This is a genomic window from Leptospira levettii (genome assembly GCF_002812085.1).
Taxonomy (GTDB): domain Bacteria; phylum Spirochaetota; class Leptospiria; order Leptospirales; family Leptospiraceae; genus Leptospira_A; species Leptospira_A levettii.
On record NZ_NPDM01000001.1, the window covers coordinates 792,641 to 816,887 of the forward strand.

Here is a 24,247-nt window from a genome sequence, read left to right on the forward strand (position 1 = left end):
TTAATGGTATACTGCGTCTTCTCCTCTCAAATCAATAGAGACTGCTTTGATGGATTCTGCTTCCATATAAGCAAGAAATGCATATAACTTACGAATTACGTTTATTTCTAATTTATCACCTATAAAAACTTTCATTGATTTTGGTGATTTTAAGTACATTGTATAATTACCGTCACGTTCAGCGACAAGTTCGGAAATTCGGGTGGAAAGAGCAGGGTAAAGAGATAGGGCATATCGCATTTCTTTGGTAATATCAAAAATCTGTCTGCCTTCTAGTTTTTGTTCTCCAACAACGAATGACCCGCTAATGACAATTAAATGGGCATTCAAAACTTGGTCTTTGGATAAGATTTCCAAATTTTCATCCACTTCGTATAAAGAACTTCCTACATGTATGACAAATTCTGCGACTTTCTCCTCTATATGAACCAATAGAAATCCATCAGGATCTCTTGTGATTCGAACTTTTTTGATCCGAGGATGACGGGAGAGTTTGGTTTCCCAATCCTTCCAATCACTCATATTGGGTGACTCTGCATCCGTTCCTAAGTAAACCAAAAGGTCCGTTGGAGTTAGGTACTTTTGACCTTCCCATTCCACACGAACAACTGGTTTGACTGGCCTACCCCATTTAAACACCAATCCGAGAGCCAAAAGCCCTGAGAAAACAAGGAGGATCGGAATCACACGCCCAAATCGTTTTTCTTTGATTTCTTGGGGGGTGTCAACCATATATTGATTATGTCACATAGTTAGATAGTTTGGAAAGCATTTATCAGCGGGGCATAAAAAAAGGCCAGGCGAACCTGACCTTTCTCGCGAGACTCAACTTAAAAATTGAGTGCTTAGTTGTGAGCTACCTGCATGGACTCTGCACGCATGTCCATAGAGACAGTTTGGTATTTTTTAGCTTCTTTTTCAAGAGCCTCAGCACGGCGAAGAAGTTCTTTCTTCTCGTTCATTTGGCTAAGAGCTTTACCACCTCGAGTTGATCCAGCTCTATCACGAAGAGCTTGAGCCAATTCTGTTTTTTCTTTTGCAACATTCGCAAGGTATTCTGAAACTGCAGATTTTTGCGCTGGAGTTGTTGCTTGTTCAATCATAGCAGACTCCAAAAGCTCTAATCTTTCGTTTGTGTCTAAAGCATGTAGATTTGCTGTTGCAAGTCCCATTGCTAAGATCCCTGTTGCGATTATTTTTGTTGTTTTCATGTGATCCTCTCTAGATCGGGAACCTCTTTTTCCGATTCCCTTTTTCTTTATGACTATACGATTCCAAAAATAAGGATTAATTTCAATCGTAAAAACTTGAAAAAAACCTCCATTTCAATCAAATCAGGGAAAAATCTTTCATTTTGGATTAATATTAATCATTTTTAGATTAATATTAATCATTTTGGGGGTTTTCGACCGCTATCAGGGTGGGGAATGGTGGAATGGGTGCTTTTTTTTGGTAAAGGCAGTTCAAAAAAACAACCTCAGATGGCTGGAAAACCAAGGCTCTTAAAAAAAAGACCCTCAATTGAGGGCCTTTTCCCAAAGCAAATGGCGAGAAGGGAGAGATCCCTTCCGCTTCGCAGTGGTTTGTTTTAGTATTTGGTTTTGGTATAACTCAATTTTTTATTGAGGATGATCTCAACCGTTGTGACTTCGCCAGGTTTGACCACAATCTCAGAGTTTTCGAGTTTCATTTCTTCCATAAAACTGGCTCTGATTTCGTATTTCCCTGGTTTTAGATTGGTAAACCAAAAGTATCCATCCTTGTCTGTTGTGACCTTAAAGATTTGGTTCGTAGACACAACTGTTGGCATGTAAATCGGGTGTTTTTCGATGGGGTTGTCCAATGTTTTGAAGAAAACTCTCCCTCGAATGGCACCAAATCCATCCATGGAACTCATTGCATCCACAGTCACCGTTTGTTTTGGAATCACTGCAGTTGCTGTTTTGTAGATGGGATAATTATCAGCACGGATTTCAATTTGGTGAACACCAGCGGGAAGGTTATCGATCTTCACATTGTAAATATCACCAGGGATGAGGGTTCCGTTCTTTGTGATGGAACCCCAAATCTTTGATTTTTCCGTAGTCACTTGTGCATTGTATTCTTGGTCATCTACTAACACTTTAATGGCACGCACTTTGCCTTCCGGAGTGGAAGATCTCAGTTTGCCTTGTTTGTTCAGTAGGTCATAAGGAGACTTCGTTGCGGCTCCACCATAAGACTTATCTTTGATGATGGATGTCCGAATGAGAATGTTTCCAGTGGAGACAGATGGAGGAGCTGGTGGTTCCACTTCCGTGATCGGTGGGATGACCACAGTGGTTTCGTTCGCAGGTGTTGGTTCTGGCTCCGGTGTGACGGGAGTTGTGGTTTGGTTGTTGTTAGGTGTGGTTGTTTCCACAGGAGTGATCGGAACGTTGACCACTACATTGGGTGGTTTTGGTGGAGGGGTTTGTGGTTGTGGTGCCCCAGAAAGAAAAATCCCTGCAGCATTCCCAGAAACTTGTGGGGTTTGTTCATGGTTGAATTGACGAGCCATCCTCACGGTTTCTTCTTTTGCGACAAAAAATGCCTCTAACGCCGTGACCACACTGTCTTTGTTGAGGTCGGCCTTTTCGAGTGCATTTCCAAAATTATAGGTGAAGATTCCATGGTTGATGGTTCCCCCTACTTCGATGGAAGTTTGGTCATCATCAGAAGAAGAAATGACAGCTTTGTCTTGGAAAAAATAATCTTCTGCATTCTGGCGGACAACCCCGTCATTGCCTTGGGCAATGGGAATCTCTGCGGCACCACGAGTGTTTTTTCCCTTTTTGGCAATCCCACCCGAATAACAACAATCCATCACAAGGACTGTTTTTGGGGATTTGATATCTGTTAAAAATTCGTTGAGTTCTTCATCGGAAATATGCGGTCGATCGTAACAGATTAAGTAGTTACGCATTCCATTTTTGGCCTTCGCATCTTTCATGTACATCCCATGACCAGAAAAATACAAAAATACAGAATCTTCTTTCCCAGCTACTTTTCCAATTTGGCTGATTGCATTTTTGACATTATCCCGAGTTACCATGGAACCTAACAGGACTTTGATATCCTTGAAGTTACCTTTTTTTTGAATTTTCTCTTTTAAAAAATTCGCATCGGCTTCACAGAGATTCAACTCAGGGATTTTGGCAGTGTTCCCTTTGTAGTTCGTTCCTATGAACAACGCATAACGGTTCTGCGCTAGTATCGGGGATCCGATGAGATAGGCAGATAGAATACAAACAAATATGTTTCGAAACGAAAACATGATTGGGTTTCCTCTTATCCGAATGGAGTGCCTCATTCTCCAATACTCGAAATCGGAAATCAATTGGATTTTTATTTAGAAGATAAAAAACGAAAGACCTGAGGGAGAACAAATTGGCGGAATTCTTCGTTTACCCGTTTTTCTCCCCGGCAATCGTAATGGATATTATCTACAAAACGCTCTGCGGGGTAGGAAGATTCAGGAAAGAAAAAGAGTTTTGTAGCCGGATGGTTTTGGAAAAAAATGATTAACTTGGAAAGTAAGACCTTTGATTCAGGAGATTCTTGGCGTTCTTTGATCCACGGCAAATACACCATTCCAAATTGAATGCCTTTTTCTTCTGTGTAACGGATCAAATCTTCCAATACGACAAAATCTGGATTGGGATTAAAATGATCGTTTGGATTTTTTAATTCCGCATCTAATTCCTTTCGAATCATTTCTTTGGAAAAGTAGACTAACTCTGGTTTCAACCGATTGGAAATATTATATTTCCCAAAATGACGATTGATTTGGTCTTCGATGGTCAAATTGTCTTCGAGTTGCGAAGGTGATGGTTTGCATAAACCAGCTTCTATGTTTTCACAGGATTCACAAAAGATGGATTTTTCTTTGTACTGTTTGTCTACTTTCCAATTGGAATAACTTAGTGAATTTCGAATGGCACCATGGAATCTGTAGGATTCGTACAAAAGAGGTGTGGCTTTTGATAAAATAAACAATCGTTCTACACCAGAATATTGATCTGCTAATTCAAAAAAGGTAAACTGGTGGAGGTATCTATGTCCAAAAAACTCCCAAAGGATTTGGTTGGCATCTTCTTGTTTCCCACTATAACTAATTACATTGGATTTTGTTTGTGGTCTAAAAAAGTTTTTTTCAATTCCTTCGTTCCATCTCCGTTTCATAAAGTTTGAGATGGATTCATTTTCCTTCACAACCTTTGCATCCGGATCATACAATGGAGGACCATAACCAGTTGCATATAACTTTGGCGAGGCGGCAAACAGAACCATTTTTGGTTTTTTGTTTCCCTTCTTTAAGTATTTGTCCAAAAAGAATCGGTAATACTTCGGTCCCATCGCAGGCAAACTATGGTTGTAAACCGAATATTCTGTTTTATCGTCTTTTGCATATCCGGCGAGTGCCATAGACCTAGAGTCACCTAACACGATGATGTCGGCGTCACCTTTGCCAGATTCGACAAAGTTTTTTTTCAAGTTTACAAAAAAGATTTCTGGTTGTTCTAAATAATGAATTCCCGTCACTCGTACAGTGATTTCTAAAATTAAAAAAAATAAAAGAGTAAGACCGATGCCTAAAAATTTAGAACGCAAAGTAAATTACCTCTTTTCCGAATACTCCCCTTGTGAGGATGAGAAATGCCATAAACGATAAGACAAATGTTTGGATGAGCGGGTGAGTCATAAAAATCCAATACCTTTCTTTTTTGAAATACGTGATTCCATCTAAGATAAGCAGCGGAAGGAAAATTTTGAAGTACTCTTCCCAAAGTCCAAACATGTTTTTCACGTTATTATTGGGAGAAAGGTCCCAAGTCCAAACACTTAAAAATTTTTGAAGGTAAACAAACATCATATTGGCATCATACGAACGAAATGCAACTGCACTAAACGCTACAAGTGAGAATACCAACACACGGCTAAATGTTCCCGTAAGAATTTGTGAGAGTTTAGAGGAAAAGGAAATTGTAGTTTCGTTTGTTTGGTCTCCCAAATCTTCTTTCTTTTTGGAAAAGGTTACAAGGTAAATCATGGTATAGACACCCTGTAAACAACCCCAAGTGATGAATGTCCAATTGGCTCCATGCCAAAGTCCTGACAAAAAGAAGATGATACATAAATTTCGGTATTGGGCAAACTTTCCATACTTACTGCCACCAAGTGAAATATATATATAATCGCGAAACCACCTGTTTAGTGTTACATGCCAGCGATTCCAAAACTCCGTAGGTGTTTTTGAAAATTCAGGAGTTTCGAAATTCACAGTGAGGGTCACACCGAGTAACCTCGAGATTCCAAGAGCAATAAAGGAATACCCAGCAAAGTCACAATAAATTTGAGTTAAAAATAAAAACCCACCGGCAAACACTTGTGAGCCGTCCATAGACTGGATGATTGTTGGATTTTGGGTATAAAACGATTTGCCTGCAAAAAATACCTGATCCACATATGTAGCCAAATTATCGGCTACATACACTTTCATAAAGTAACCAAGTAAAATATCATACAAACCTTTTTGGACACCATCCATGGTAGGAAACTTAGGTGCTTTGAGTTGGGGCAGTAAGTCTTGTGCCCTTTCGATGGGACCTGCTACGAGTTGTGGGAAAAAATTCACAAAGAGTGCAAAATCAAAAAAATCACGTTCGGCTTTGATTTGTTGTCTAAACACATCAATGGTGTACGACATCGTTTGGAAGGTGTAAAAACTAATCCCTACAGGAAGCACAATGTTTTTGAGTAAGTATGTACTTGAATCGGTAGCGACACTGCCACCGAGCCAAATGGCAATTTGGTTCCAGGAATCAACAAGATTCACTGCAAAAAAATCATAGTACTTCATGGTAAAAAGTAGGCCCAAATTTGCAAATATCGAAACTGCTAAGTAGATCCTTCGGAACATTTGGTTTTGAGAGGATTCAATGGACCTCGCTGCTACATAATCAATGATGGTGCTGAGTAAAATGAGGGTGAGAAAAAACCATTCCCACCATCCGTAAAAAAAATAAGAAGCAAAGAGTAACCAAAGGTTTTGTGCTCGGTATGCCCATTTCTGTTTTTTGGCAAACCAACCAAAACATAAAAAGACCGAATACACGATGAGAAAGAATAATAAAAAGACAAAAGTGTTAAAAAGCATCGGTCTTCGTTACAATTTCTAGGTTAGCCGTTTCTGTAAAATTCAAAAATGAGCCAAAAAGGGAGAATCTTATCGTTGACCCGTTCCTATTTCCCAAAAATCTAAGAGTTACTTTGGATCTATTTTCGGAACTCAAAACCAAATTCGGTTTTTCAGAATTTCGCCCAGGCCAAAGGGAAGCCATTCAATCGGTTTTAGACGGCCAGGACACACTTGCCATTTTACCCACTGGTGCTGGAAAGTCCCTCATTTACCAATTACCAGCTGCGATCCAAAAAGACAAACTAACACTTGTCATATCCCCACTCATCGCCCTGATGAAAGACCAAATGGAAAGTTTACTTGCAAAAGGAATTCCTGCTGCCTTCTGTAATTCCACCCAAGATGAAGTGGAACAGATGACCATTCTATCGAAAGCGGTCAGAGGGGAAATTCGTGTTTTACTCGTATCTCCCGAACGAGCTTTGTCCAACGGGTTTTTACGAATTTTTCGTGAGATGAAGTTATTTTCTTTGGTGGTGGATGAAGCCCATTGTGTTTCTCAGTGGGGACACGACTTTCGACCAGAATACCGCCAAATTCATGTTTTACGAGAAAGGCATCCAAATCCAAATTTTCCCATTTTAGCTCTTACTGCGACCGCAACAGAAAAAGTACAAACAGATGTACAATCATCTCTCGGAATGCGTTCACCTAACGTTGTTTTATCTACCTTTTTTCGCCCCAATCTAAAATTCAGTGTAGAATACCCAAACCAAGAACGAGACAAAGCAGACCGACTGATGGAACTTCTCGAACCTTGGAAAGATGGAAGGAAATTCCCTGGTCGTGCCATTGTTTACTGTGCAACTCGGAAAAAAACAGACGAAGTGTATGATTTATTAAAAGACTTTGGGTTCTCGGTTGGAAAGTATCATGCAGGTCGAACTGACGGGATCCGAGAAAGAACACAAAATGCTTATTCCTCTGGAAAAGTTCCTATCTTAGTTGCCACCAATGCATTTGGAATGGGTATGGACCAACCTGATGTACGTTTGGTGATCCATTATCAAGTTCCTGCCTCACTTGAAGCTTATTACCAAGAAGCAGGTCGTGCAGGCCGAGACAACTTACCATCTGAATGTGTTTTGTTTTACAAAGCAGGTGATGTAGCCACGCAACTGTTTATGTTGTCAAAGGAGACAAACTTTAAAGGCGGAGACACCTTACTCAAATACATCAAAGAATATGCAAACAATGAAATTTGTAGGCAAGTCCAACTTTGTTCTTATTTTGGAGAAACAATTTCTCCTTGTGGAAAATGTGATATCTGTACGGAAACAGGTGTTAGCATCAATCGAAGTAAATTTTTAGAATCTGAAAAAGTTAAAATTCAGAAAAAAAATGAAAAAAGAGAACATCCACTTTCAGAATGGGAAGAAGAAACCATTCAAAATTTTTTGAAAGAACACCCAGCAGTTTTTGGAAAAAACATCATTGCAAAAACTTTGGTGGGAAAACGAACCAAGGATGTATTACGTTACAGAATGGAACGAAATCCATTCCACGGTAAATTGGAAGGGATTCCTGAAGAAGCAGTTGTCGCAAAATTAGAAACTTGGGTCGAAGAAAAAAAAGTATTAGTGGCAGGTGCTAAATACCCAAAATTATACCTTCCGAATTTTTCCAAAACAAAAGTCAAACAATCATCATCTAACTCTGATGAGACGAACACGAAACAATCAAAACTAAAAAAAGTTCCGACATTACATTCTCAAATCTTAAGAGAACTGATGAATTACCGAGATCGTAAAGCAAGACAACTCAAATGGAAAAAGTTTATGGTCTTTCAAAATCCCGTACTCAAACGGATTGCGGAACGAAAACCAAAAAACCTATCAGAACTAGAAGCCACAAAAGGTGTTGGGCCTGCCAAGGTAGAACGTTTTGGGAATGATATCATCGAAATATTATCCAAATGGGACTAGTCCCTTTCATTTCGATACTAGCAATCAACTCTTGTCGATTTGAGATTTTCTTCCTTACTTTTTACTGAGTCATATGATATCTGATGAGAATTCTTTGTAAATTCCCTTGAAACTTTCCTTCCCTCTAAGAATCTGCTGAATCAAAGGGTCATTATGGAAAAAATCGCAGGAAAAATCGTCACTCACGAAAGGGAATTTTTGGGTACGATCGAATTTGATGTCACAACTGGACTCATCACAAACGTAAATGAAGGCATCGATCCGAATGCCCGACAGTTTTCTGATGAATGTGTGATATTTCCTGGATTTGGTGACATTCACATTCACGCAAGAGAAGATGTGAGTGGAAAACATACTTACAAAGAAGATTTTTTATCAGCAAGTGCTGCTGCCATTAATGGTGGAGTGATCCATGTGGCTGATATGCCAAACAATCCAGTTCCACCTATCGATGATGAATCCTATTCCGCCAAACAAGCGCTCACCAAAAAAGCGCCCATCCACATTACATTGTACGCAGGTATTGGTCCGCATACAAAACCACTCACAAACAAAGTCCCTTATAAAGTGTTTATGGGTCCTTCCATAGGAGAACTTTTTTTCCATGACAACCCATCACTTGAAGAAGTGATCAAACATTACCATGGACAAGATGTGAGTTTCCATTGTGAAGACCCAGAAATCCTCATCGCAAATCAGGACAAACCCACTCACGAAACAAGAAGGCCCAAAGAGGCTGAAACAATCGCAACTGATTTTGCATTGTATTTGATCGAGAAATACAACTTAAAAGGAAAACTTTGCCACTATTCGACAAAAGACGGTCTTTCTAAGATCGTTGCTGCCAAAAACCGAGGTGTGAATGTTACCTGTGAAGTGACTCCAACCCATTTGATGTTTGATACGGAGATGTTAACAGAAACCAATCACAAATGGTTCCAAATGAACCCCCCACTGCGAGGCCGTGAAGATAGAGAAGCGATGGTGAAAGGGATACTTGATGGGCATATTGATTATTTAGCGACCGATCATGCACCACACTCCATCGAAGAAAAACAAAAAGGAACCAGTGGAATCTCTCAACTTGATACATATGGACTTTTTGTCACATACATGATATTAAAATTAAACATTCCGATGACTTTAATAGCAAAAATCTGTTCCAAAAATCCTGGGGACTTTGTTGCCCCTTATTTACCAAAACAATTTGGAAAGGGTGTTGGAGTCATTAACGAAGGTTATGCGGCGAATTTTTCTATCTTAAATTTAAAAAAACCAGTTGAATTTAAAAAATCAATGATTAAAAGTAAGTCCGGATGGTCACCATTTGAAGGATTCCAATTTCCTGGATCCATTGAAGCGGTTTATTATTTAGGCAAAGAAATAAATGCGAAATGAGCCTTTAGGCAGTAAAATTCTCTCTGGTCTCACTGTTAAATCCCTACTGACCGAATATCCCAATAGTTTCCAAGTATTGGATTGGGAAGGCAATTTTGTCTCAGTTACAGATCGGTTTGCTCGATTTTTAGAATTTGAACCGAAGGATATTGTTGGAAAATCAATCCTTCACTTCACACAAGAAGACGACAAAGAAAATACCGAGAATACTTTCGAAAGTTTGGGCGAAAATCCGAATATAGTGAATTTTGAAAATCGCCTTGTGACCAAATCGAAAGAAGAAGTTTGGATCATTTGGTTACTCATCCCTTTACGCGAGTCCAAAATTATTTTGGGCTTTGATCGTGATGTCACGATCCAAAAAGATATCTCGTTTGAATTTTTACTCCAACAACAAAAGTATAAGTCTATCTTTGACAACTTACCTATGGGCATCGCCATCACAGATGAAAAAGGTAAAATTGTTGAAACCAATAAGACAGCAAGGACCTATTTTGACATCCAAGATGGGGAACTTCTCAATCGTACACTCAACATTCGAAAGTACACTCTCATCCAACCAAACGGTACAAAAATTTACCCAAGAAAATCAAGTTTGATGCGAGCGTTACGACACAAAGAAGTGATTCGTAATTTGGAAATTGGGATGATCAAAGAAGATAAAATCACTTGGTTTGATATTTTGGCGACACCAATCCCCATTGAAAACTTTGGCCTTGCGGTTGCATTTCTTGACATCACACAACGTCGGCATGCGGAAGAAAAAATTGCTTATATGGCTTTTTTTGACCAACTCACAAATCTTCCCAACCGTAACTCACTCATTGATAAACTATTTCCAATTTTTGAAGAAGCAAGACGGCACGGGAATTTGGTTGGAATCCTTGCGATTGATTTGGACAATTTTAAAATCATCAATGATTCTAGAGGCCACGACTTTGGGGACAAAATCATCAAACTTGTTGCTTATCGTATTCGTGAAAGTATACGTGTGTATGATCTCATCAGTAGACAAGGTGGTGATGAGTTTACTGTTGTATTACCTGATTTATCAAACGAACGTGATGCGGCAGTTATTTCGGAAGCAATTTTAGATGCAATGACACATCCTTTTGTAATTGATGGGGAAAGGATTTTTGTGAATACCTCGATTGGGATCGCCTTATACCCAACAGACGGAAAGGACTCAAATACACTCCTTAAAAATGCCGACAGTGCTCTCAACTTGGCAAAATCACAAGGGAAAAACTGTTACGTGTTTTTTACAGAAGAACTGCAGACAGTTGTGGCTGAACGTTTGGAAATCGAAAACCGGATGCGGATTGCCATCATCGAAAATCAATTTACTTTGATGTACCAACCCAAAATTGATTTGTACACAAAAAAACCTGTTGGTGTAGAAGCACTCATTCGTTGGCGTCATCCGGAACGTGGACTCATCTCACCGAATGTTTTCATTCCCATTTCTGAAGAAACAGGGATGATCCTTGCGATTGGTGAATGGGTGATTAAGTCTGCCATCCAAACTATGCGAGTTTGGAAAGATGCAGGGATCAAAGACATTTCTATGGCTGTGAATATTTCCACCAAACAATTCAAACACGAAAGACTGATTTCCACAATCGCCGAAAATCTAAAATTATTCAAAGTGGACCCACATGATTTAGAAGTCGAACTCACAGAAAGTTCGGTCATGGAAAATGCGGATGCCGCCGTTCGTACGATGCAGGAAATCCGAAAACTTGGAGCTAAAATTGCAATTGATGATTTTGGAACAGGTTATAGTAGTTTGGGTTACCTAAAAAAACTTCCCATTTCCTCCTTAAAAATCGATCGTTCTTTTGTATCCGAAATCACAACGGACAAAGACAGCAAAACCATCATCCATGCCGTCTCCAACTTAGCACATAACCTTGGTTTGAGTGTCGTAGCAGAAGGTGCTGAAACGGAAGAACAGGTGCGATTACTTGCCGAAAGTGGAGTCGACCAAATCCAAGGTTTTTATTTTGCGAGGCCGATGACTTCGGAAGATTGCCTGCATTTTCTGAAAACAGAACTTGGAATTTCGGATTGACCCGTTCGCTTTCCCACTGTTTTTAACAAATAAGGATTTCTCTTGAAACTTTCAGTTGATTGGTTAAACGAATTTACCCCGCTCTCCCAGATTCCATTCGAATCGGTTCTGGAAAAAATTAATACATCGATTTGTGAAATTGATGATGTGGAAGATTACAAATCCCACCTAACATCGGTGATCACGGTCAAAATCAAATCACTGGAAAAACATCCCAATGCCGAGAAATTACAAACGACCATCGCTACAGATGGATCAAAAGACTACCAAATTGTCACTGCTGCCACAAATGTAAACGTGGGTGATATTGTACCTTTAGCTCTCCCCGGGACCAAATTGGATGGGAAAGAAATTTTGGATTCGGAACTGCGCGGAGTTCGTTCCCAAGGAATGTATTGTTCCGAAAAAGAATTGGGAATGGCATTAGAATCTTCAGGTGTTCTTATTTTTCCAAAAGACACAACACTTGGTATCTCGGTTCGTAAATATTTTTTATGGGAAGATACGATTCTCACAATCGATAATAAATCCATCACACATAGACCTGATTTATGGAGTCATTTTGGTTTTGCAAGAGAACTTGCAAGCCAACTCCAAATCCCACTCCACCATTTTCCTCTCCAAGCAGATACAAAGTGGGAATCTGGAAACGAAGGTTTGACAGTAGAAACATCTGAACATGCACATGCATATTACGTGACTTCTATCCAAAATGTAAACATCACAACATCGATTCCCAAAATCAAATCTCGTCTTGAGAAATGTGGAATTCGTTCCATCAATAATGTGGTAGATGTTTCCAACTATCTTTTGTTAGAACTAGGGCAACCCACTCATTTTTTTGATCGATCCAAACTGCAATCAACTTCCTTTACTGTTTCCAAATCAAAGGATGGGGAAAGTTTTGCTCTCCTGGATGATACTTCTCCTTCTTTACCAGGGAATATCCTTCTCATTCAAAATGGTTCCACACCTGTAGCATTAGCGGGAGTGATGGGAGGAAAAGATTCTGCAGTCACAGATGGAACAAAAAACATCGTGATGGAATCTGCCGTCTTCAAAAGGGAAGATGTTCGTTTTACGATCCGTAAAACCAATATCCGTACAGAATCAGCTGTTCGGTATGAAAAAGGTCTGGATTCTTACACCTGTTTGCCGGTGATGAAAAGAGCTGTTCAATTACTCAAAGAAAACGGCAACCCGAATGTGAAGGTTTTCACTCCTCAAGGTTTTAATCATACCGAAACCAAAGCGGTAACCATTGAAACAAATTTACAATTTCTCCGCCATAAATTAGGAAAAAAGATCAGTTTACCAGAAGTCACAGACATCTTGCAACGATTAGGTTTTGGAGTAACAACAAAAGAGGAATCCCTCTCAGTTGTTGTTCCAAGATACAGACAAAACTATGATGTAACGATTCCAGAAGACCTTGTTGAGGAAATTGGAAGGACAATTGGTTATGCTTCCATCCGAACAGAAGCTCTATCCATGGCAGTGGAAACTCCGATTCGAAATCCACTCCGCGAGTTAGAACGTAGGGTCAAAAATTTCTTAGCATTGGAAATTGGATTTAATGAAGTGTATAATTATTCCTTCGCTTCTCCATCAGATGCAAAACTAGAATCAAGTTTAGAAGCCACTTCTCTCAAAATTGCAAATGAGATGCCAGAGGAACATTCAATTCTCCGAAACAGTTTGTATCCAGGTCTCATCAAACAAGCAAAGTTAAACCAAGATCGATTTGAATCAGTGAATTTGTTTGAATTGGGTAGAACTTATCACAAACAAGGAAATGGTCCTGAGTTAGCAGATGAAAAACGATGGATATCCATTCTTTCCTTATCCAAACACAAACCAACTGACCTTGTTTCCATTGAACAAGAATTCTTAAAAATTAGAGAAACGATTACCGAACTCTTTTTATTCCTAAATTTGCCAAATTTAGAATGGAAAAAAGAATCACGAAACCATTTCCACCCTAATGCAAGTTTAGTGGTAAAATATGATGGAAAAGAAGTTGTCGAACTTGGAATCCTTCATACTCGATTTGCTGATGTGTATGATGTAAAACGTAGGGTCATTTTGTCCAAAATCAACATGGAAGTGTTAGCTGAAATTTGGGAAACCCATGGAAGGAATTCTCATTTCAATCCGCCATCCCATTTTCCACAAGGCCAATTGGATCTTTCACTTCTCATGAATGAATCGGATCCAACTGAATCTTTTGCAAATTTGGTAAAAACATTACAAATTCCAGAATTAGAGTCTGTGTATGTCCAAACGATTTTCCAGGGTGATTCGGTGGGAGAGGGCAAAAAATCGGTTACATATCGTTTCCGGCTTATGTCCTATGATAAAACCTTTACCCAAGAACGTTTTAAGGAACTTTCAGACAGTTTGGTGACAACGGCAAAAGACAACGGTTATACCTTACGATAAATTTGCTTTGACAAATCCCAATTTTTATTGGGAAATCGTTCGAGTTTATGCGATTCATCTTTTTGATCATTCTTTCGGGAACTTTGTTTTCCTGTTCCCGATGGGAGATCCAAAAGTCCATCAGTGACGAAAGTTTTACACCCCAAAAGATTGATTATGCGATCCAATCAGGAAACGAAACTAATCAACAAAAACTCCGGTGGACACCGATTTTCAAAAACACCTTAAGTTTAGGTTTCCAATCAGAACATATTTATCTCAAAATCAAAGCCACAAACTTAACATCTGTTAACAAACTAATATTAGATTTAGGAAACCCACATTTAGACTTTATCCGAGTGTATGAAGAAGGAAATCCAGAGCCCATTAAAGAAGGTGGTGATTTTATCGCTCATTCGCATTGGGATGCATTTTCTAAATCCATTGCTTTTGAACTGAATTGGCCTGCTGGCGAAACAAAAACTCTCATTTTAGAAACCAAATCATCATCAAATATCAGTTATCTCATCCGCTTTTATTCCAAAGAAACATTTTATCTAAAGGAAAATTTAGAAAATACAATCTTAGGTTTTTTTTACGGCACCATTTTTATCATGGTGATTTATAATTTATTCATCTATTTCATCTTAAAAGAAAAAGCATACATCACCTATTCGGTTTCTATTTTTTGTAATCTATTGTTACAAATGTATCTGAATGGAATATTAAATCAAATTTTCACTTTAGACCATCCGGAAATACACAATCGAATTGGTAGTGTCATTGTAACATGTTCTGCCATCACTGGTTGGACATTTGCCCAACAAACTTTAAACTTACGTGATTTTAATCCTTGTTCCAATCGCCTTATCCAAACTCTAAAATTCATTGTATTGTTTTATATTTTAATTCCATACGCTTATTTACCAATTGAGATCGCAGTTCGGATTGGAAATTTTATCGCACAATTATTCGTTGTATCTGTGTTAGTTGTAGCATTAGTCAACTACAGTACGGGAAACAAACAAGCTAGATTGTTTTTGTTTGGTTGGAGCACCTTACTCTTTGGAATATTAATGTATACGTTGATGCAAAACGGAGTACTTCCTGTCAATGTCTTCACTATTTATGGAAACCAAATTGGTTCCACATTAGAAGCTGGCATTTTGTCTCTTGCTCTCGCGAATAAAATCAATGAGCTCAAAGAAGAAAAGGCGAATACACAAGCCGAAGCACTTGTCACTTTAGAAGAAAAGGTGAGAGAACGAACGAAAACCTTGGACGAATCATTAAACCTCATCAAAAAGGATTTAAACGTCGCCAAAAAAATCCAAAAAACATTATTCTCTGATATCAAAACCAGTGATCCACGAATCCATTTCCATTCGTATTACCAATCTATGTCCGAAGTGGGTGGTGATTTTTATGACCTCACCCAAGTAAAAGCTGACTACTATCGAATCTTTGTTGCGGATGCAACGGGGCACGGAATCCAAGCAGCACTCATAACTATGGCAATCAAAGCTGAGTATGAATCACTCAAAATGATTTATGACCATCCTGATGATTTGGTTTTTCATATGAACCAAATTTTCATCAATAAATACAGCAATATCCAAACTATATTTACATGTTCAGTCTGCGACATCGACTTAAAGAACAAACAATTGTTTTATGCATCTGCAGGCCATCCTGACCAAATCCACCAAAGAATCTATGATATCAAACTTTTACCTAGAACAGGTAAAATCATTGGACTCATGGACCATACGCAATACAGACTCATTGAACACCAAATCGAAGAAGGTGACCGAATCTTTTTATTCACGGATGGAATCTTTGAACAATTCAATGAAGAAAAAGAACTATTCGGTGAAGATAGACTCTATGAAATATTAAAAGAAAACCTAAAACTAAGCTTAGACCATACGATGGCAAAAGTGTTAAGTGAACTCTCTTTGTTCACTGATGGACAAGCAAAACAAGACGACATTACATTTATCGGTTGCGAAATTCAAAGTCTAGGTTGACTTTGATCCATGTCCTACAATCAAATTCCTATTTTTGCAAAACCATTCATCCATCCAAACGCCACAGCATTTGGGATGGTAGAATTTGGTACTTCTGTTTCGATTTGGCCTGGTGCTGTTGTTCGTGCTGACATGAACAAAATCAAACTTGGAGATTATGTAAACATCCAAGATAATTCCACTTTACATACTGATTCAACAAGTCCTATCTCTATCGGCGAATGGACATTAGTTGGTCATAATGTGATGATCCATGGATGCAAAATAGGAAGAGCTGTACTCGTTGGAATTGGATCCATCGTTTTGGATAATGCAGAAATTGGGGATGGATCTCAAATCGCAGCAGGGTGTATGATCCGTGGAGGGAAAAAAATTCCACCACGTTCACTTGTTGTACCCAATGGTTCCGATATTAAAATTTTCCCAGGAAAAGCAAAACCAGAATTAACAGTGGCAGGATGTATCGAGTATGCTCATCTTTCCGTACGTTTTGCACAAAATATTTTTGTTCCCTTTCAAAAAGAAGAAGAAGTACATTTTGTATCGCAAGCAAAAGAAATTTTGACAAAACTGGGAATCTAAAGATTGATTTTGTTGATTCAACTGTCTAATCCTTAGAATTTTAAAATTTATTGATTCATGAATTCCTTTTTAAATAAAATCAAAGTCCTTGGTATCTTTTCCATTACCCAAACCGTATTCCAAATTGGGACAGTGATGATTATGGCGGTTTCTGCACTGGCTGGGCAAACCATTAGCCCTTCTCCGGAATCCGCCTCACTCCCCGTTTCCTTTGTGATCCTTGGAACTTTGATAGGTTTGGTCCCCGCATCAAGATTTATGAAAAGGCAAGGGAGTAAATATGGACTTCTCCTTGGTACAATCATTGGCATCTTTGGAGCCATACTTGCGGCCTATGCGATTTGGGAAAAAAGTTTTATTTTATTTTCCATAGCACACTTGTTATTCGGACTTCACCAATCATTTATCCAATACCTTCGTTTTGTTGCAATGGAATCTGTACCAACCCATGATAGGGCGAGTGCATTGTCATGGATTTTAATCGCAGGAATACCAGCAGCGTTTCTCGGCCCACTTGCTGGATTACAAGGGAAAGAACTCTTTCCCACATCCTTATTTTTGGGATGTTATTTCATCCTAATTGTTTCTCTTTCCCTACAATTTTTATTAATCACCTTCTTACCTTCACCTAGTAAACGTTTCACGACAGAACACGAATTGGAACACCAAGAAAGTGAAAGAGAAAAAGTAAGACCATTTTCCTATCATGTTAGAAATTTAGGACTATGGGTTTCGATTCTTTCAACTTCTTTTGGATTTGGACTGATGGCAATGCTTATGACAGCAGTTCCAGTTGCGATGAAATCACATGGTCATGAAATGCATTCATCCACACTGGTATTACAATGGCATGTTTTAGGAATGTACATCCCTTCCTTTTTCTCTGGAGTTTTAGTTCGTAAAATGACAGCACCTTACTTAATTTTGATGGGAGTTTTTGTGATGGGATTAGAAGTAGTTTCAGCTATCCAAGGAACAGAATTTTTACCATTTGCCATCGCATTGATATTACTTGGTATTGGTTGGAACTTTATGTATGTTGGAGGTACAAATCTCCTTGTGGAACAATACCATCCAGCGGAAAAAAATACAATCCAAGCTGTCAACGACACAATCGTATATTCGATCGCCATCTTATCCACATATAGCGCAGGGTATTTGGAACACAAAATAGGTTGGTTGTCACTTAATCTGGTGAGCATTCCATTTTTAGTTTTTGTCTCAATTGTGACAATTTATTACGTCATAACAAAAAGGAAGGTCATTCCACATGGATCATAAAGAACATTGGGAGATCATTTACACAGAAAAACAACCGAACCAAGTCAGTTGGACTCAGGAAACTCCATCAATCTCCTTACAATTGATCCAAAATACAAATTTACCTACGTCAGCAAAAATCATTGATGTGGGTGGTGGAGAGTCCAATTTAGTAGATCATCTATTGGAACTTGGTTACAATCATCTATCAGTGTTAGACATTAGCCAAAATGCTTTAAACAGATGCAAACAAAGATTAGGTGAAAGCGGAAAAAATATTGAGTGGATTGTTTCTGACATCACTTTATTCCAATCCGAAATCAAATACGATATTTGGCATGACAGAGCAGTCTTTCATTTCCAAACAGAACCTGATACGATTTCAAAGTATAAATCGAATTTGATCAATGCTTTAAATGATAATGGCCAATTCATCATTGGAACCTTTAGTGATCTAGGTCCCAAAAAATGTAGTGGCCTTGAAATCAAACAGTATACGGAAAAAACTCTAACAGATACCTTTTCCCCAGAATTTTCACCAATTGAGTTCCAAAGGGAAGATCATCATACACCATTTGGGACAGTTCAAAATTTTGTCTTTGGTAGATTTCAAAAAAAATAACAGCGTGTAAGATTACGAGTTTAGCTATGCAAAAAGAAATACAATCATTTGAATCCATCGTAGGATTACATATCAAAGACGAAACATTATATTCAGAATATAGAAACGCAATGAAAGGACTTTTGGAACAATACGAACGTTATATGGACTAACTGATCTTTCGACTCGCTTTAATTTTCGCTGCAAATTCTTTAGCCATTTCAATACGCATTTTTCCTTCTGCAAACCGACGTTTTTCGAGATCCGTTTCCAATTTTAAAGGAGGTACTGGAGCAGGTTTTTTATTTTCATCTAATGCAACAAACGAAAGATAAGCGGTAGTAGCTCTCACCATTTCTCCAGTATAAGGATTTTCACGATTCACTTGCACACCCACTTCCATCGAAGTAGTACCTACATAGTTTACCATAGCTTTTAAATTTACATGATCTCCGATCTGGATGGGTGTTATAAAATTGATACGATCAATGCTGACAGTCACTGCTTCTCTACCAGAATGTCTTTGGGCGGCCATGACCGCAATTAAATCGATCCAACTCATAATTGCACCACCAAATGCAGTTCCGTAATGGTTGGCATCGTTTGGAAGAACGACATGTCGAGTTTCTACAGCCGATTCTTGAGGTGACTTGGGGGATAATTCATTAGGAGAGGACACAATGAGGATAACTTAGTCTTGACGTTTTGTTTCGAAAAGACTTTTTTAAACCAACCGGCAAAAGACAGATTTTGGAAGTAAAGGGCATATGATCATCGACAAACGAAATTACGTCTATTGGTTAAAATTCAGAAAAGATACCGGTCCTCTCCTGAGGAGATTTTTAATCGCTACTTCTGGGTTGTTTTTTGTTGCAGCGTGTTTACATCTAACTCCCCTCTTTACGAAGTCAGGTGAAATTGATTTTATCTTTTTTGTTGTCGATTTAGGAATTTCAATTTTATTCATTATCGAATATCTATTAAAAAATAAAATTCCATTAGTCATTCGGATTCTCACATTAATCACCACTGCAATCTTCATATCCGTTCTATCTTTTTTAAGAAGTGGTTTACTTGGGACAGGTGAGATCTCACTTGCCTTTATCATCATTTCATTTTTTGTATTTTTACCTCCCATTCCCAGTTTATTGTCTGCACTATTCATTTCAATTGTTCCTGCTATTTTTGGAATTTGTGTGTACCAATCGATTATTATATTTCCAGACGAATTAGGAATACGAAATCAGAGTCCAAGAGAATGGTATTTTAAATCTGTTAGTTTAATCATTTTTTCTATACTTTCTGGTTTTTTGATCCAAAGGTTAAGAGCAAAATTAATTAAAAATATTGTATATTTAAAAGAATCTAGATCAAAAATTTTAAAATCAAAACAATATATCGACAAACTAGCATTTTACGACTCTCTCACACAATTGCCAAATCGTTATTTATTTGAAGAATCAATCAATAATAGGATTTTTTCAGGTCAGAAAGAAGCATTTGTATTACTTATTAATATCAAAGGGATTAAAGTTATAAATGCATTGCATGGAATTAGCTTTGGTGACCAGATTTTAACACTGATCGGGAGTATTCTTAAACAATACACTTCTGAAAGACCAAACACACTTGTTGCTAGTTTAGGTGGTGACGAATTTATTTTATGGATCGAAAATTCTTCTCGGACAAGGATTGAGGAAGCAATTGTAAAATTTGATTTAAACAACAATCAATCACTAACACCAGACAGACTTGGCCACAGACTCCAATACCGAGTTTCTGGAATTCATTTTCCATCAGAAGCAAATAATTTGGACGAAGTCATACGAAAACTTTCCATTGCGATGAATGTTGCTCGAGAAAAATCAATGAACCATCTGGTTTGGTTCCAACCAGAAATGGAAAAGAAAATTGAAAGGGAACAAAGATTAAAAAACCAATTGGAAAAAGCAATCGAGTTCAATCACTTTAAAATTGCCTACCAAGAGAAGGTAGATATTTCAAACCAATCAGTGGTTGGGTTAGAAGCACTCGCTAGATGGACAGTACCCGAATTAGGTGATATCTCTCCAGATGAATTTATTCCTATCATTACCAAATCAGATTTGATTGTTCCTTTCGGTAAAAAAATATTCGAAAAAGTTGTCAGTCAAATTCCAAGTTTACGGAAAAATTATGGCAATGAAATCAAAGTTTCGATTAACATTTCACCAATCTTCTTTTTATTTCCTAATTTTACAGATTATATCATCACCTATTTAAATCAAAATTCGATAAATCCCAAAAATCTAATCTTTGAAATTACAGAAGATATCTTTATAGATGAAATTGAAACAATCCAAAGTATTGTTTCTAACCTCAGGTCAAATGGAATCTCTGTTTCGTTAGATGATTTTGGGAAAGGATATTCATCATTACACTATATGCAGAAAATACAATTTGATGAATTAAAAATCGATAAATCGTTTTTAGACGATATTGAAACATCTGATCGTAATTTTTTACTTTTGGAATCAATATGCCATTTAGCTGATTCTTTAGGATTAAAAACCATTGCAGAGGGAATTGAAAGAGAAGAACAAATCCAATCTTTAAAAAAGACATCCTGTCATATCGTACAAGGTTATTTTTATTCCAAACCAAAAATCCTATTTGAATGAAATCCAATTGCATTACAAAACTTAGTGGTGGTATTTAACGATTTCATGCCAACACTTTACTAGTTGCACACAAACTCAATCAGTGTTAGATTATCCTAATGGGACATGGACACAATCATTCCAATCACCAACATTCAAACCACAACCATTCGCATACTGACATCTCATCCTCTTCCAAAAACTTAGCTTGGGCCTTTTTCTTAAATTTATTTTTTTCCCTATTTGAATTGGTCGGAGGAGTTTATTCCAATAGCATTGCCATTATATCAGATGCGTTTCATGATTTAGGTGATGCTCTTTCACTTGCATTTGTTTGGTATCTGCAAAAGGTTTCAACAAGACCAAATGATCTAAATTTTGATTATGGATACAAACGTTTTTCGATATTAGGTGCCTTGTTCATATCCGTATTGTTAACAGTTGGATCAATCTTTATGATCATTGAATCCATCAAACGATTTATTTCCCCTGCGGAATCAAAGGCTGATGCCATGTTTGTTCTAGCAATTGTTGGTGTTGTTGTAAATGGAATTGCAATGATACGATTAAATCATGGATCTAGTTTTTCCGAAAGGACAGTTTTTTTACATTTCCTCGAAGATATTTTGGGTTGGGTTGCCGTACTAATCGGAAGTATATTTATGTATTTTTGGAATTTACCTTGGTTTGATCCTTTCATGTCACTTGGAATTGCAGTATGGATTTTATTCAATGCCTATCGAAATACCAAACAAGTAATGCGTGTATTTCTGCAAGGTGTACCTATCTCACTCAATCGATCCGAACTCATTGAACATTGGGAAAATATCAAAGGTGTCAAATCGGTTCACGATATTAAAATTTGGAGTTTAGATGGAAACCATCATGTTGCATCCCTTCATGTGTTGATGGACCAAAAGGTAAATTTAGATGAGTATCAACTCTTAAAAGAAGAAATCAGAAAAGTTGCCTCTGAATTTGAAATCATCCATACTACAATCGAACTTGAAACTGACGCAGAACAATGCAAACTGCAACCATAAAGAACGGAAATGAAGAATCAGTTCAATGAACAATGATTGGTCTGCTTTGGTCTTATTTCTTAGGAATAAACAAAATCACCTTTCCTTTTGTGAGTAAATGGTTGGCAATTTTGTCAACTCCGGTTTCATTTCCTAAATAAAAATCAACCCTGCCTTCTCCTTGGATGGCATTTCCTCTATCATGAACAAACACCAAATGGTCGTTATATGTTTTTTGAATTGACTTAAAACTCATTAACACTGGAAATCCAAGCGGGATTTGTTTATCCATCGCAACCGAACGTTCAGGAACAAGTCGGATCCCTCCACTTCCCAAAGGTCCAATCACTAAATCCGAAAGTTGTTTTTTCGGTAGGATCTCTTTTTCGAAGAAGATATATCTTGGATTTTTCCAAATAGCTTCGGATACTTCTTTAGGATTTGTTTCCATACAAAATTTTAATTCATATGGTTTTAAACTTGGACAAACTCCTGTTAAATGAACTGCAGGGCTCAAATAATCAAATCCATTGTCTGTGGCATAATTGATCCTAAATATTTCTTTTGTTTCTGTTTGGACAAGGGCAGATCCTTCCAATTGTGCCAAATGAAGATCGGTTAATGTTAGGTAGACAATCGGCTGGGAAACCGTTTTCCAGTGGGATTCTTCTTTCCAATACTCTCTAGGATAGGATTTTGAATGAGTCTCTTTGGAATTTTCATTTGGTGGGACAAGAGCAGGGTATACATAATTCCCAATTGGTTTTGTTCTCCCTTGGATTCGCACTTCATAATAACCTGTAATGAGTGGTGGTTCGGAATTGGTTTTTAATTCAACTTCTTTGAATTGTTTTCGAATCTCTCTCAGTAAATCCAAGTTTTTGTTTCCCCGAATTTGTTTGTGGAGTCCTCTCAGTGGGATTAAAATTTCATTTAGAGTGATGGTTTCCCCTTGGATTAAAAATTTTGTATCCAATGGGAGTTTTTGCAAGTATTGGATCGATTCTTGGATTGCGAGTTGTAAGGCAATTGATTCTGACTTCTTATGTGGAATTCTATGACTTTGTATTGTGGGTTTTGCAAGTAAGGTCCCAAATAACGGAACCATAGAGAGAGAGAATAGGCAAATGAGGAGTCGTTTCATTCTGTCCACTGTTACGGGAATTATTTCAAAACGATGGAAAAAAGCGAGCCGAGTTTTAGAGGCAAAAACCTGCAAAAATAGTCTTATGTCTCATAACATATACGCTGTCCAATCATTTTTACCAATTCCCCTTGACTTCCATGGGGGTACCAAAAACCTTTCAAAAGACCTCATATTTTTGCGATCATATATAGATAAATTAGGTGTTTCATGAAACGTACATTCCAACCGAGTAAAATTAAACGCGTGAGAACTCACGGATTCCGAGCCAGAATGGCTACCCCAGGCGGAAGAAATGTGATAGCGAACAGAAGAAGAAAAGGACGCGCTAAGTTGACTGTTTCCGACGAAAAAATCGGGAGAAAGTTCTAATTTAGGAGCTTCCTTCGGAGACCCTTCGCGACCAAACCAGGATCCAGGAACTCTTTCGTCAGAATCGAAAAATGGGCAAGCCACCACTTCGTTGGCTTGTTCGGAAAAACGGCCTTCCTTTTGCCAGTTTTTTATTTTGCCCCGATAAAACTCACAAAACTGCCGTTCTTCGGAACCGTTCGAAACGAATCCTAAGGGAACTGGTTCGGAAATATAATTCTGTTATGCCAGTAGGATACGATTGTGCCCTACTCGTTCAGGTTGGATTTGCGAAGTTATCTAAGGAAGACCGAGAGGTTTTATTCCTTTCGGCTCTAAAACAATTCCCATGAATCGGCTGTTTTTGTTTCTCATTTTCCTCTACAAAAAACTGCTCTCCCCACTATTACCTCCGTCATGCCGATTCACTCCTAGCTGTTCTGAATACGCCAAACAAGCGTTTGAAACCTATCCATGGTACAAAGCGTTTGTTCTAAGCATCATTCGAATTTCTAAATGCCACCCTTATCATGAAGGTGGACATGATCCTTTACCGAAATCTTATAACAAGAGTTAAATT

General features: G+C 38.0%; 20 protein-coding genes and 1 pseudogene. 14 read left to right on the plus strand and 7 right to left on the minus strand.

Translation table 11 applies throughout. From position 1 onward, the window contains the following. From CH354_RS03635 to CH354_RS03655, 5 genes are all read right to left on the minus strand, one after another. The gene (locus tag CH354_RS03635; RefSeq protein WP_100725438.1) at positions 1-732 is read right to left on the minus strand and encodes a cell division protein FtsQ/DivIB; all 732 of its coding nucleotides are present in this window, start codon (positions 730-732) and stop codon (positions 1-3) included. 113 nt (positions 733-845) lie between these two features. Continuing rightward, positions 846-1,211 (minus strand): LIC_10421 family protein, encoded by a 366-nt coding sequence (locus tag CH354_RS03640; RefSeq protein ID WP_100725439.1) that lies wholly within the window; start codon positions 1,209-1,211, stop codon positions 846-848. Between the two features lie 377 nt (positions 1,212-1,588). Next, positions 1,589-3,295, minus strand: coding sequence for a caspase family protein (locus CH354_RS03645; protein WP_100719670.1), 1,707 nt, complete (start codon positions 3,293-3,295; stop codon positions 1,589-1,591). A gap of 71 nt (positions 3,296-3,366) precedes the next feature. Then, positions 3,367-4,632, minus strand: a complete 1,266-nt coding sequence (locus tag CH354_RS03650) for a DUF1574 family protein (RefSeq protein WP_100725440.1) — start codon at positions 4,630-4,632, stop codon at positions 3,367-3,369. Further along, on the minus strand, positions 4,622-6,178 hold the full coding sequence (locus CH354_RS03655; protein WP_100725441.1) for an MBOAT family O-acyltransferase: 1,557 nt from the start codon (positions 6,176-6,178) through the stop codon (positions 4,622-4,624). The genes CH354_RS03650 and CH354_RS03655 overlap by 11 nt, the downstream gene beginning before the upstream one ends. A 113-nt stretch (positions 6,179-6,291) precedes the next feature. Between CH354_RS03655 and CH354_RS03660 the strand changes: the two genes are divergently transcribed. The 9 genes from CH354_RS03660 (at position 6,292) to CH354_RS18500 (ending at position 18,684) form a co-directional block, all read left to right on the plus strand. Further along, positions 6,292-8,145, plus strand: a complete 1,854-nt coding sequence (locus CH354_RS03660; protein WP_100725442.1) for a RecQ family ATP-dependent DNA helicase — start codon at positions 6,292-6,294, stop codon at positions 8,143-8,145. A gap of 150 nt (positions 8,146-8,295) precedes the next feature. Next, positions 8,296-9,543, plus strand: coding sequence for an amidohydrolase family protein (locus CH354_RS03665; protein WP_207762633.1), 1,248 nt, complete (start codon positions 8,296-8,298; stop codon positions 9,541-9,543). Beyond that, complete coding sequence (locus CH354_RS03670) at positions 9,533-11,617, plus strand: sensor domain-containing protein (protein ID WP_100725444.1); 2,085 nt, start codon at positions 9,533-9,535, stop codon at positions 11,615-11,617. The genes CH354_RS03665 and CH354_RS03670 overlap by 11 nt, the downstream gene beginning before the upstream one ends. Positions 11,618-11,659: 42 nt before the next feature. Beyond that, a complete protein-coding gene (gene pheT / locus CH354_RS03675; protein WP_100725445.1) occupies positions 11,660-14,059 on the plus strand; it encodes a phenylalanine--tRNA ligase subunit beta in 2,400 nt (799 codons plus the stop codon). A 47-nt stretch (positions 14,060-14,106) separates the two neighbouring features. Next, positions 14,107-16,068, plus strand: a complete 1,962-nt coding sequence (locus CH354_RS03680) for a 7TM diverse intracellular signaling domain-containing protein (protein WP_100725446.1) — start codon at positions 14,107-14,109, stop codon at positions 16,066-16,068. A gap of 9 nt (positions 16,069-16,077) precedes the next feature. After that, positions 16,078-16,650 (plus strand): gamma carbonic anhydrase family protein, encoded by a 573-nt coding sequence (locus CH354_RS03685; protein ID WP_100725447.1) that lies wholly within the window; start codon positions 16,078-16,080, stop codon positions 16,648-16,650. A gap of 57 nt (positions 16,651-16,707) precedes the next feature. Continuing rightward, complete coding sequence (locus CH354_RS03690; RefSeq protein WP_100725448.1) at positions 16,708-17,931, plus strand: MFS transporter; 1,224 nt, start codon at positions 16,708-16,710, stop codon at positions 17,929-17,931. Continuing rightward, a complete protein-coding gene (locus CH354_RS03695; protein ID WP_100725449.1) occupies positions 17,921-18,532 on the plus strand; it encodes a class I SAM-dependent methyltransferase in 612 nt (203 codons plus the stop codon). Before CH354_RS03690 ends, CH354_RS03695 begins: the two co-directional genes overlap by 11 nt. Before the next feature lie 26 nt (positions 18,533-18,558). After that, the gene (locus tag CH354_RS18500; RefSeq protein ID WP_265396800.1) at positions 18,559-18,684 is read left to right on the plus strand and encodes a hypothetical protein; all 126 of its coding nucleotides are present in this window, start codon (positions 18,559-18,561) and stop codon (positions 18,682-18,684) included. Here CH354_RS18500 and CH354_RS03705 read toward each other — a convergent pair. Beyond that, the gene (locus CH354_RS03705) at positions 18,681-19,190 is read right to left on the minus strand and encodes an acyl-CoA thioesterase (protein WP_100720027.1); all 510 of its coding nucleotides are present in this window, start codon (positions 19,188-19,190) and stop codon (positions 18,681-18,683) included. The genes CH354_RS18500 and CH354_RS03705 overlap by 4 nt on opposite strands. Positions 19,191-19,278: 88 nt before the next feature. Between CH354_RS03705 and CH354_RS03710 the strand changes: the two genes are divergently transcribed. Together CH354_RS03710 and CH354_RS03715 are read left to right on the plus strand one after the other, a co-directional pair. Next, the gene (locus CH354_RS03710; RefSeq protein ID WP_100766283.1) at positions 19,279-21,171 is read left to right on the plus strand and encodes a putative bifunctional diguanylate cyclase/phosphodiesterase; all 1,893 of its coding nucleotides are present in this window, start codon (positions 19,279-19,281) and stop codon (positions 21,169-21,171) included. A gap of 98 nt (positions 21,172-21,269) precedes the next feature. After that, entirely contained in the window at positions 21,270-22,193 is a 924-nt protein-coding gene (locus CH354_RS03715; RefSeq protein WP_100766284.1) for a cation diffusion facilitator family transporter, read from the plus strand. A gap of 52 nt (positions 22,194-22,245) precedes the next feature. Here the strand turns inward: CH354_RS03715 and CH354_RS03720 are convergent, their stop codons facing one another. Beyond that, on the minus strand, positions 22,246-23,316 hold the full coding sequence (locus CH354_RS03720) for an MltA domain-containing protein (protein WP_100766285.1): 1,071 nt from the start codon (positions 23,314-23,316) through the stop codon (positions 22,246-22,248). A gap of 210 nt (positions 23,317-23,526) precedes the next feature. On the opposite strand from CH354_RS03720, the gene rpmH reads away from it, so the two are divergent. The 3 genes and pseudogenes from rpmH (at position 23,527) to yidD (ending at position 24,244) form a co-directional block, all read left to right on the plus strand. Then, entirely contained in the window at positions 23,527-23,688 is a 162-nt protein-coding gene (gene rpmH / locus CH354_RS03725) for a 50S ribosomal protein L34 (protein ID WP_081431642.1), read from the plus strand. Between the two features lie 26 nt (positions 23,689-23,714). Next, positions 23,715-24,020 (plus strand): annotated as a pseudogene (locus CH354_RS03730) (ribonuclease P protein component); the annotation flags it as partial. Beyond that, a complete protein-coding gene (gene yidD / locus CH354_RS03735; protein ID WP_015676762.1) occupies positions 24,017-24,244 on the plus strand; it encodes a membrane protein insertion efficiency factor YidD in 228 nt (75 codons plus the stop codon). The pseudogene CH354_RS03730 and the gene yidD, both read left to right, overlap by 4 nt. The last annotated feature ends 3 nt before the right edge of the window (positions 24,245-24,247 follow it).

Bases quoted from the DNA above. Each gene is read 5' to 3' on its own strand.
- CH354_RS03680 (WP_100725446.1), top strand. From the start codon at position 14,107: ATGCGATTCATCTTTTTGATCATTCTTTCGGGAACTTTGTTTTCCTGT.
- CH354_RS03720 (WP_100766285.1), bottom strand. From the start codon at position 23,316: ATGAAACGACTCCTCATTTGCCTATTCTCTCTCTCTATGGTTCCGTTA.
- CH354_RS03645 (WP_100719670.1), bottom strand. From the start codon at position 3,295: ATGTTTTCGTTTCGAAACATATTTGTTTGTATTCTATCTGCCTATCTC.
- CH354_RS03690 (WP_100725448.1), top strand. From the start codon at position 16,708: ATGAATTCCTTTTTAAATAAAATCAAAGTCCTTGGTATCTTTTCCATT.
- CH354_RS03710 (WP_100766283.1), top strand. From the start codon at position 19,279: ATGATCATCGACAAACGAAATTACGTCTATTGGTTAAAATTCAGAAAA.
- CH354_RS03695 (WP_100725449.1), top strand. From the start codon at position 17,921: ATGGATCATAAAGAACATTGGGAGATCATTTACACAGAAAAACAACCG.
- CH354_RS03670 (WP_100725444.1), top strand. From the start codon at position 9,533: ATGCGAAATGAGCCTTTAGGCAGTAAAATTCTCTCTGGTCTCACTGTT.
- rpmH (WP_081431642.1), top strand. From the start codon at position 23,527: ATGAAACGTACATTCCAACCGAGTAAAATTAAACGCGTGAGAACTCAC.
- CH354_RS03715 (WP_100766284.1), top strand. From the start codon at position 21,270: ATGGGACATGGACACAATCATTCCAATCACCAACATTCAAACCACAAC.
- CH354_RS03635 (WP_100725438.1), bottom strand. From the start codon at position 732: ATGGTTGACACCCCCCAAGAAATCAAAGAAAAACGATTTGGGCGTGTG.
- CH354_RS18500 (WP_265396800.1), top strand. From the start codon at position 18,559: ATGCAAAAAGAAATACAATCATTTGAATCCATCGTAGGATTACATATC.
- CH354_RS03685 (WP_100725447.1), top strand. From the start codon at position 16,078: ATGTCCTACAATCAAATTCCTATTTTTGCAAAACCATTCATCCATCCA.
- CH354_RS03655 (WP_100725441.1), bottom strand. From the start codon at position 6,178: ATGCTTTTTAACACTTTTGTCTTTTTATTATTCTTTCTCATCGTGTAT.
- yidD (WP_015676762.1), top strand. From the start codon at position 24,017: ATGAATCGGCTGTTTTTGTTTCTCATTTTCCTCTACAAAAAACTGCTC.
- CH354_RS03640 (WP_100725439.1), bottom strand. From the start codon at position 1,211: ATGAAAACAACAAAAATAATCGCAACAGGGATCTTAGCAATGGGACTT.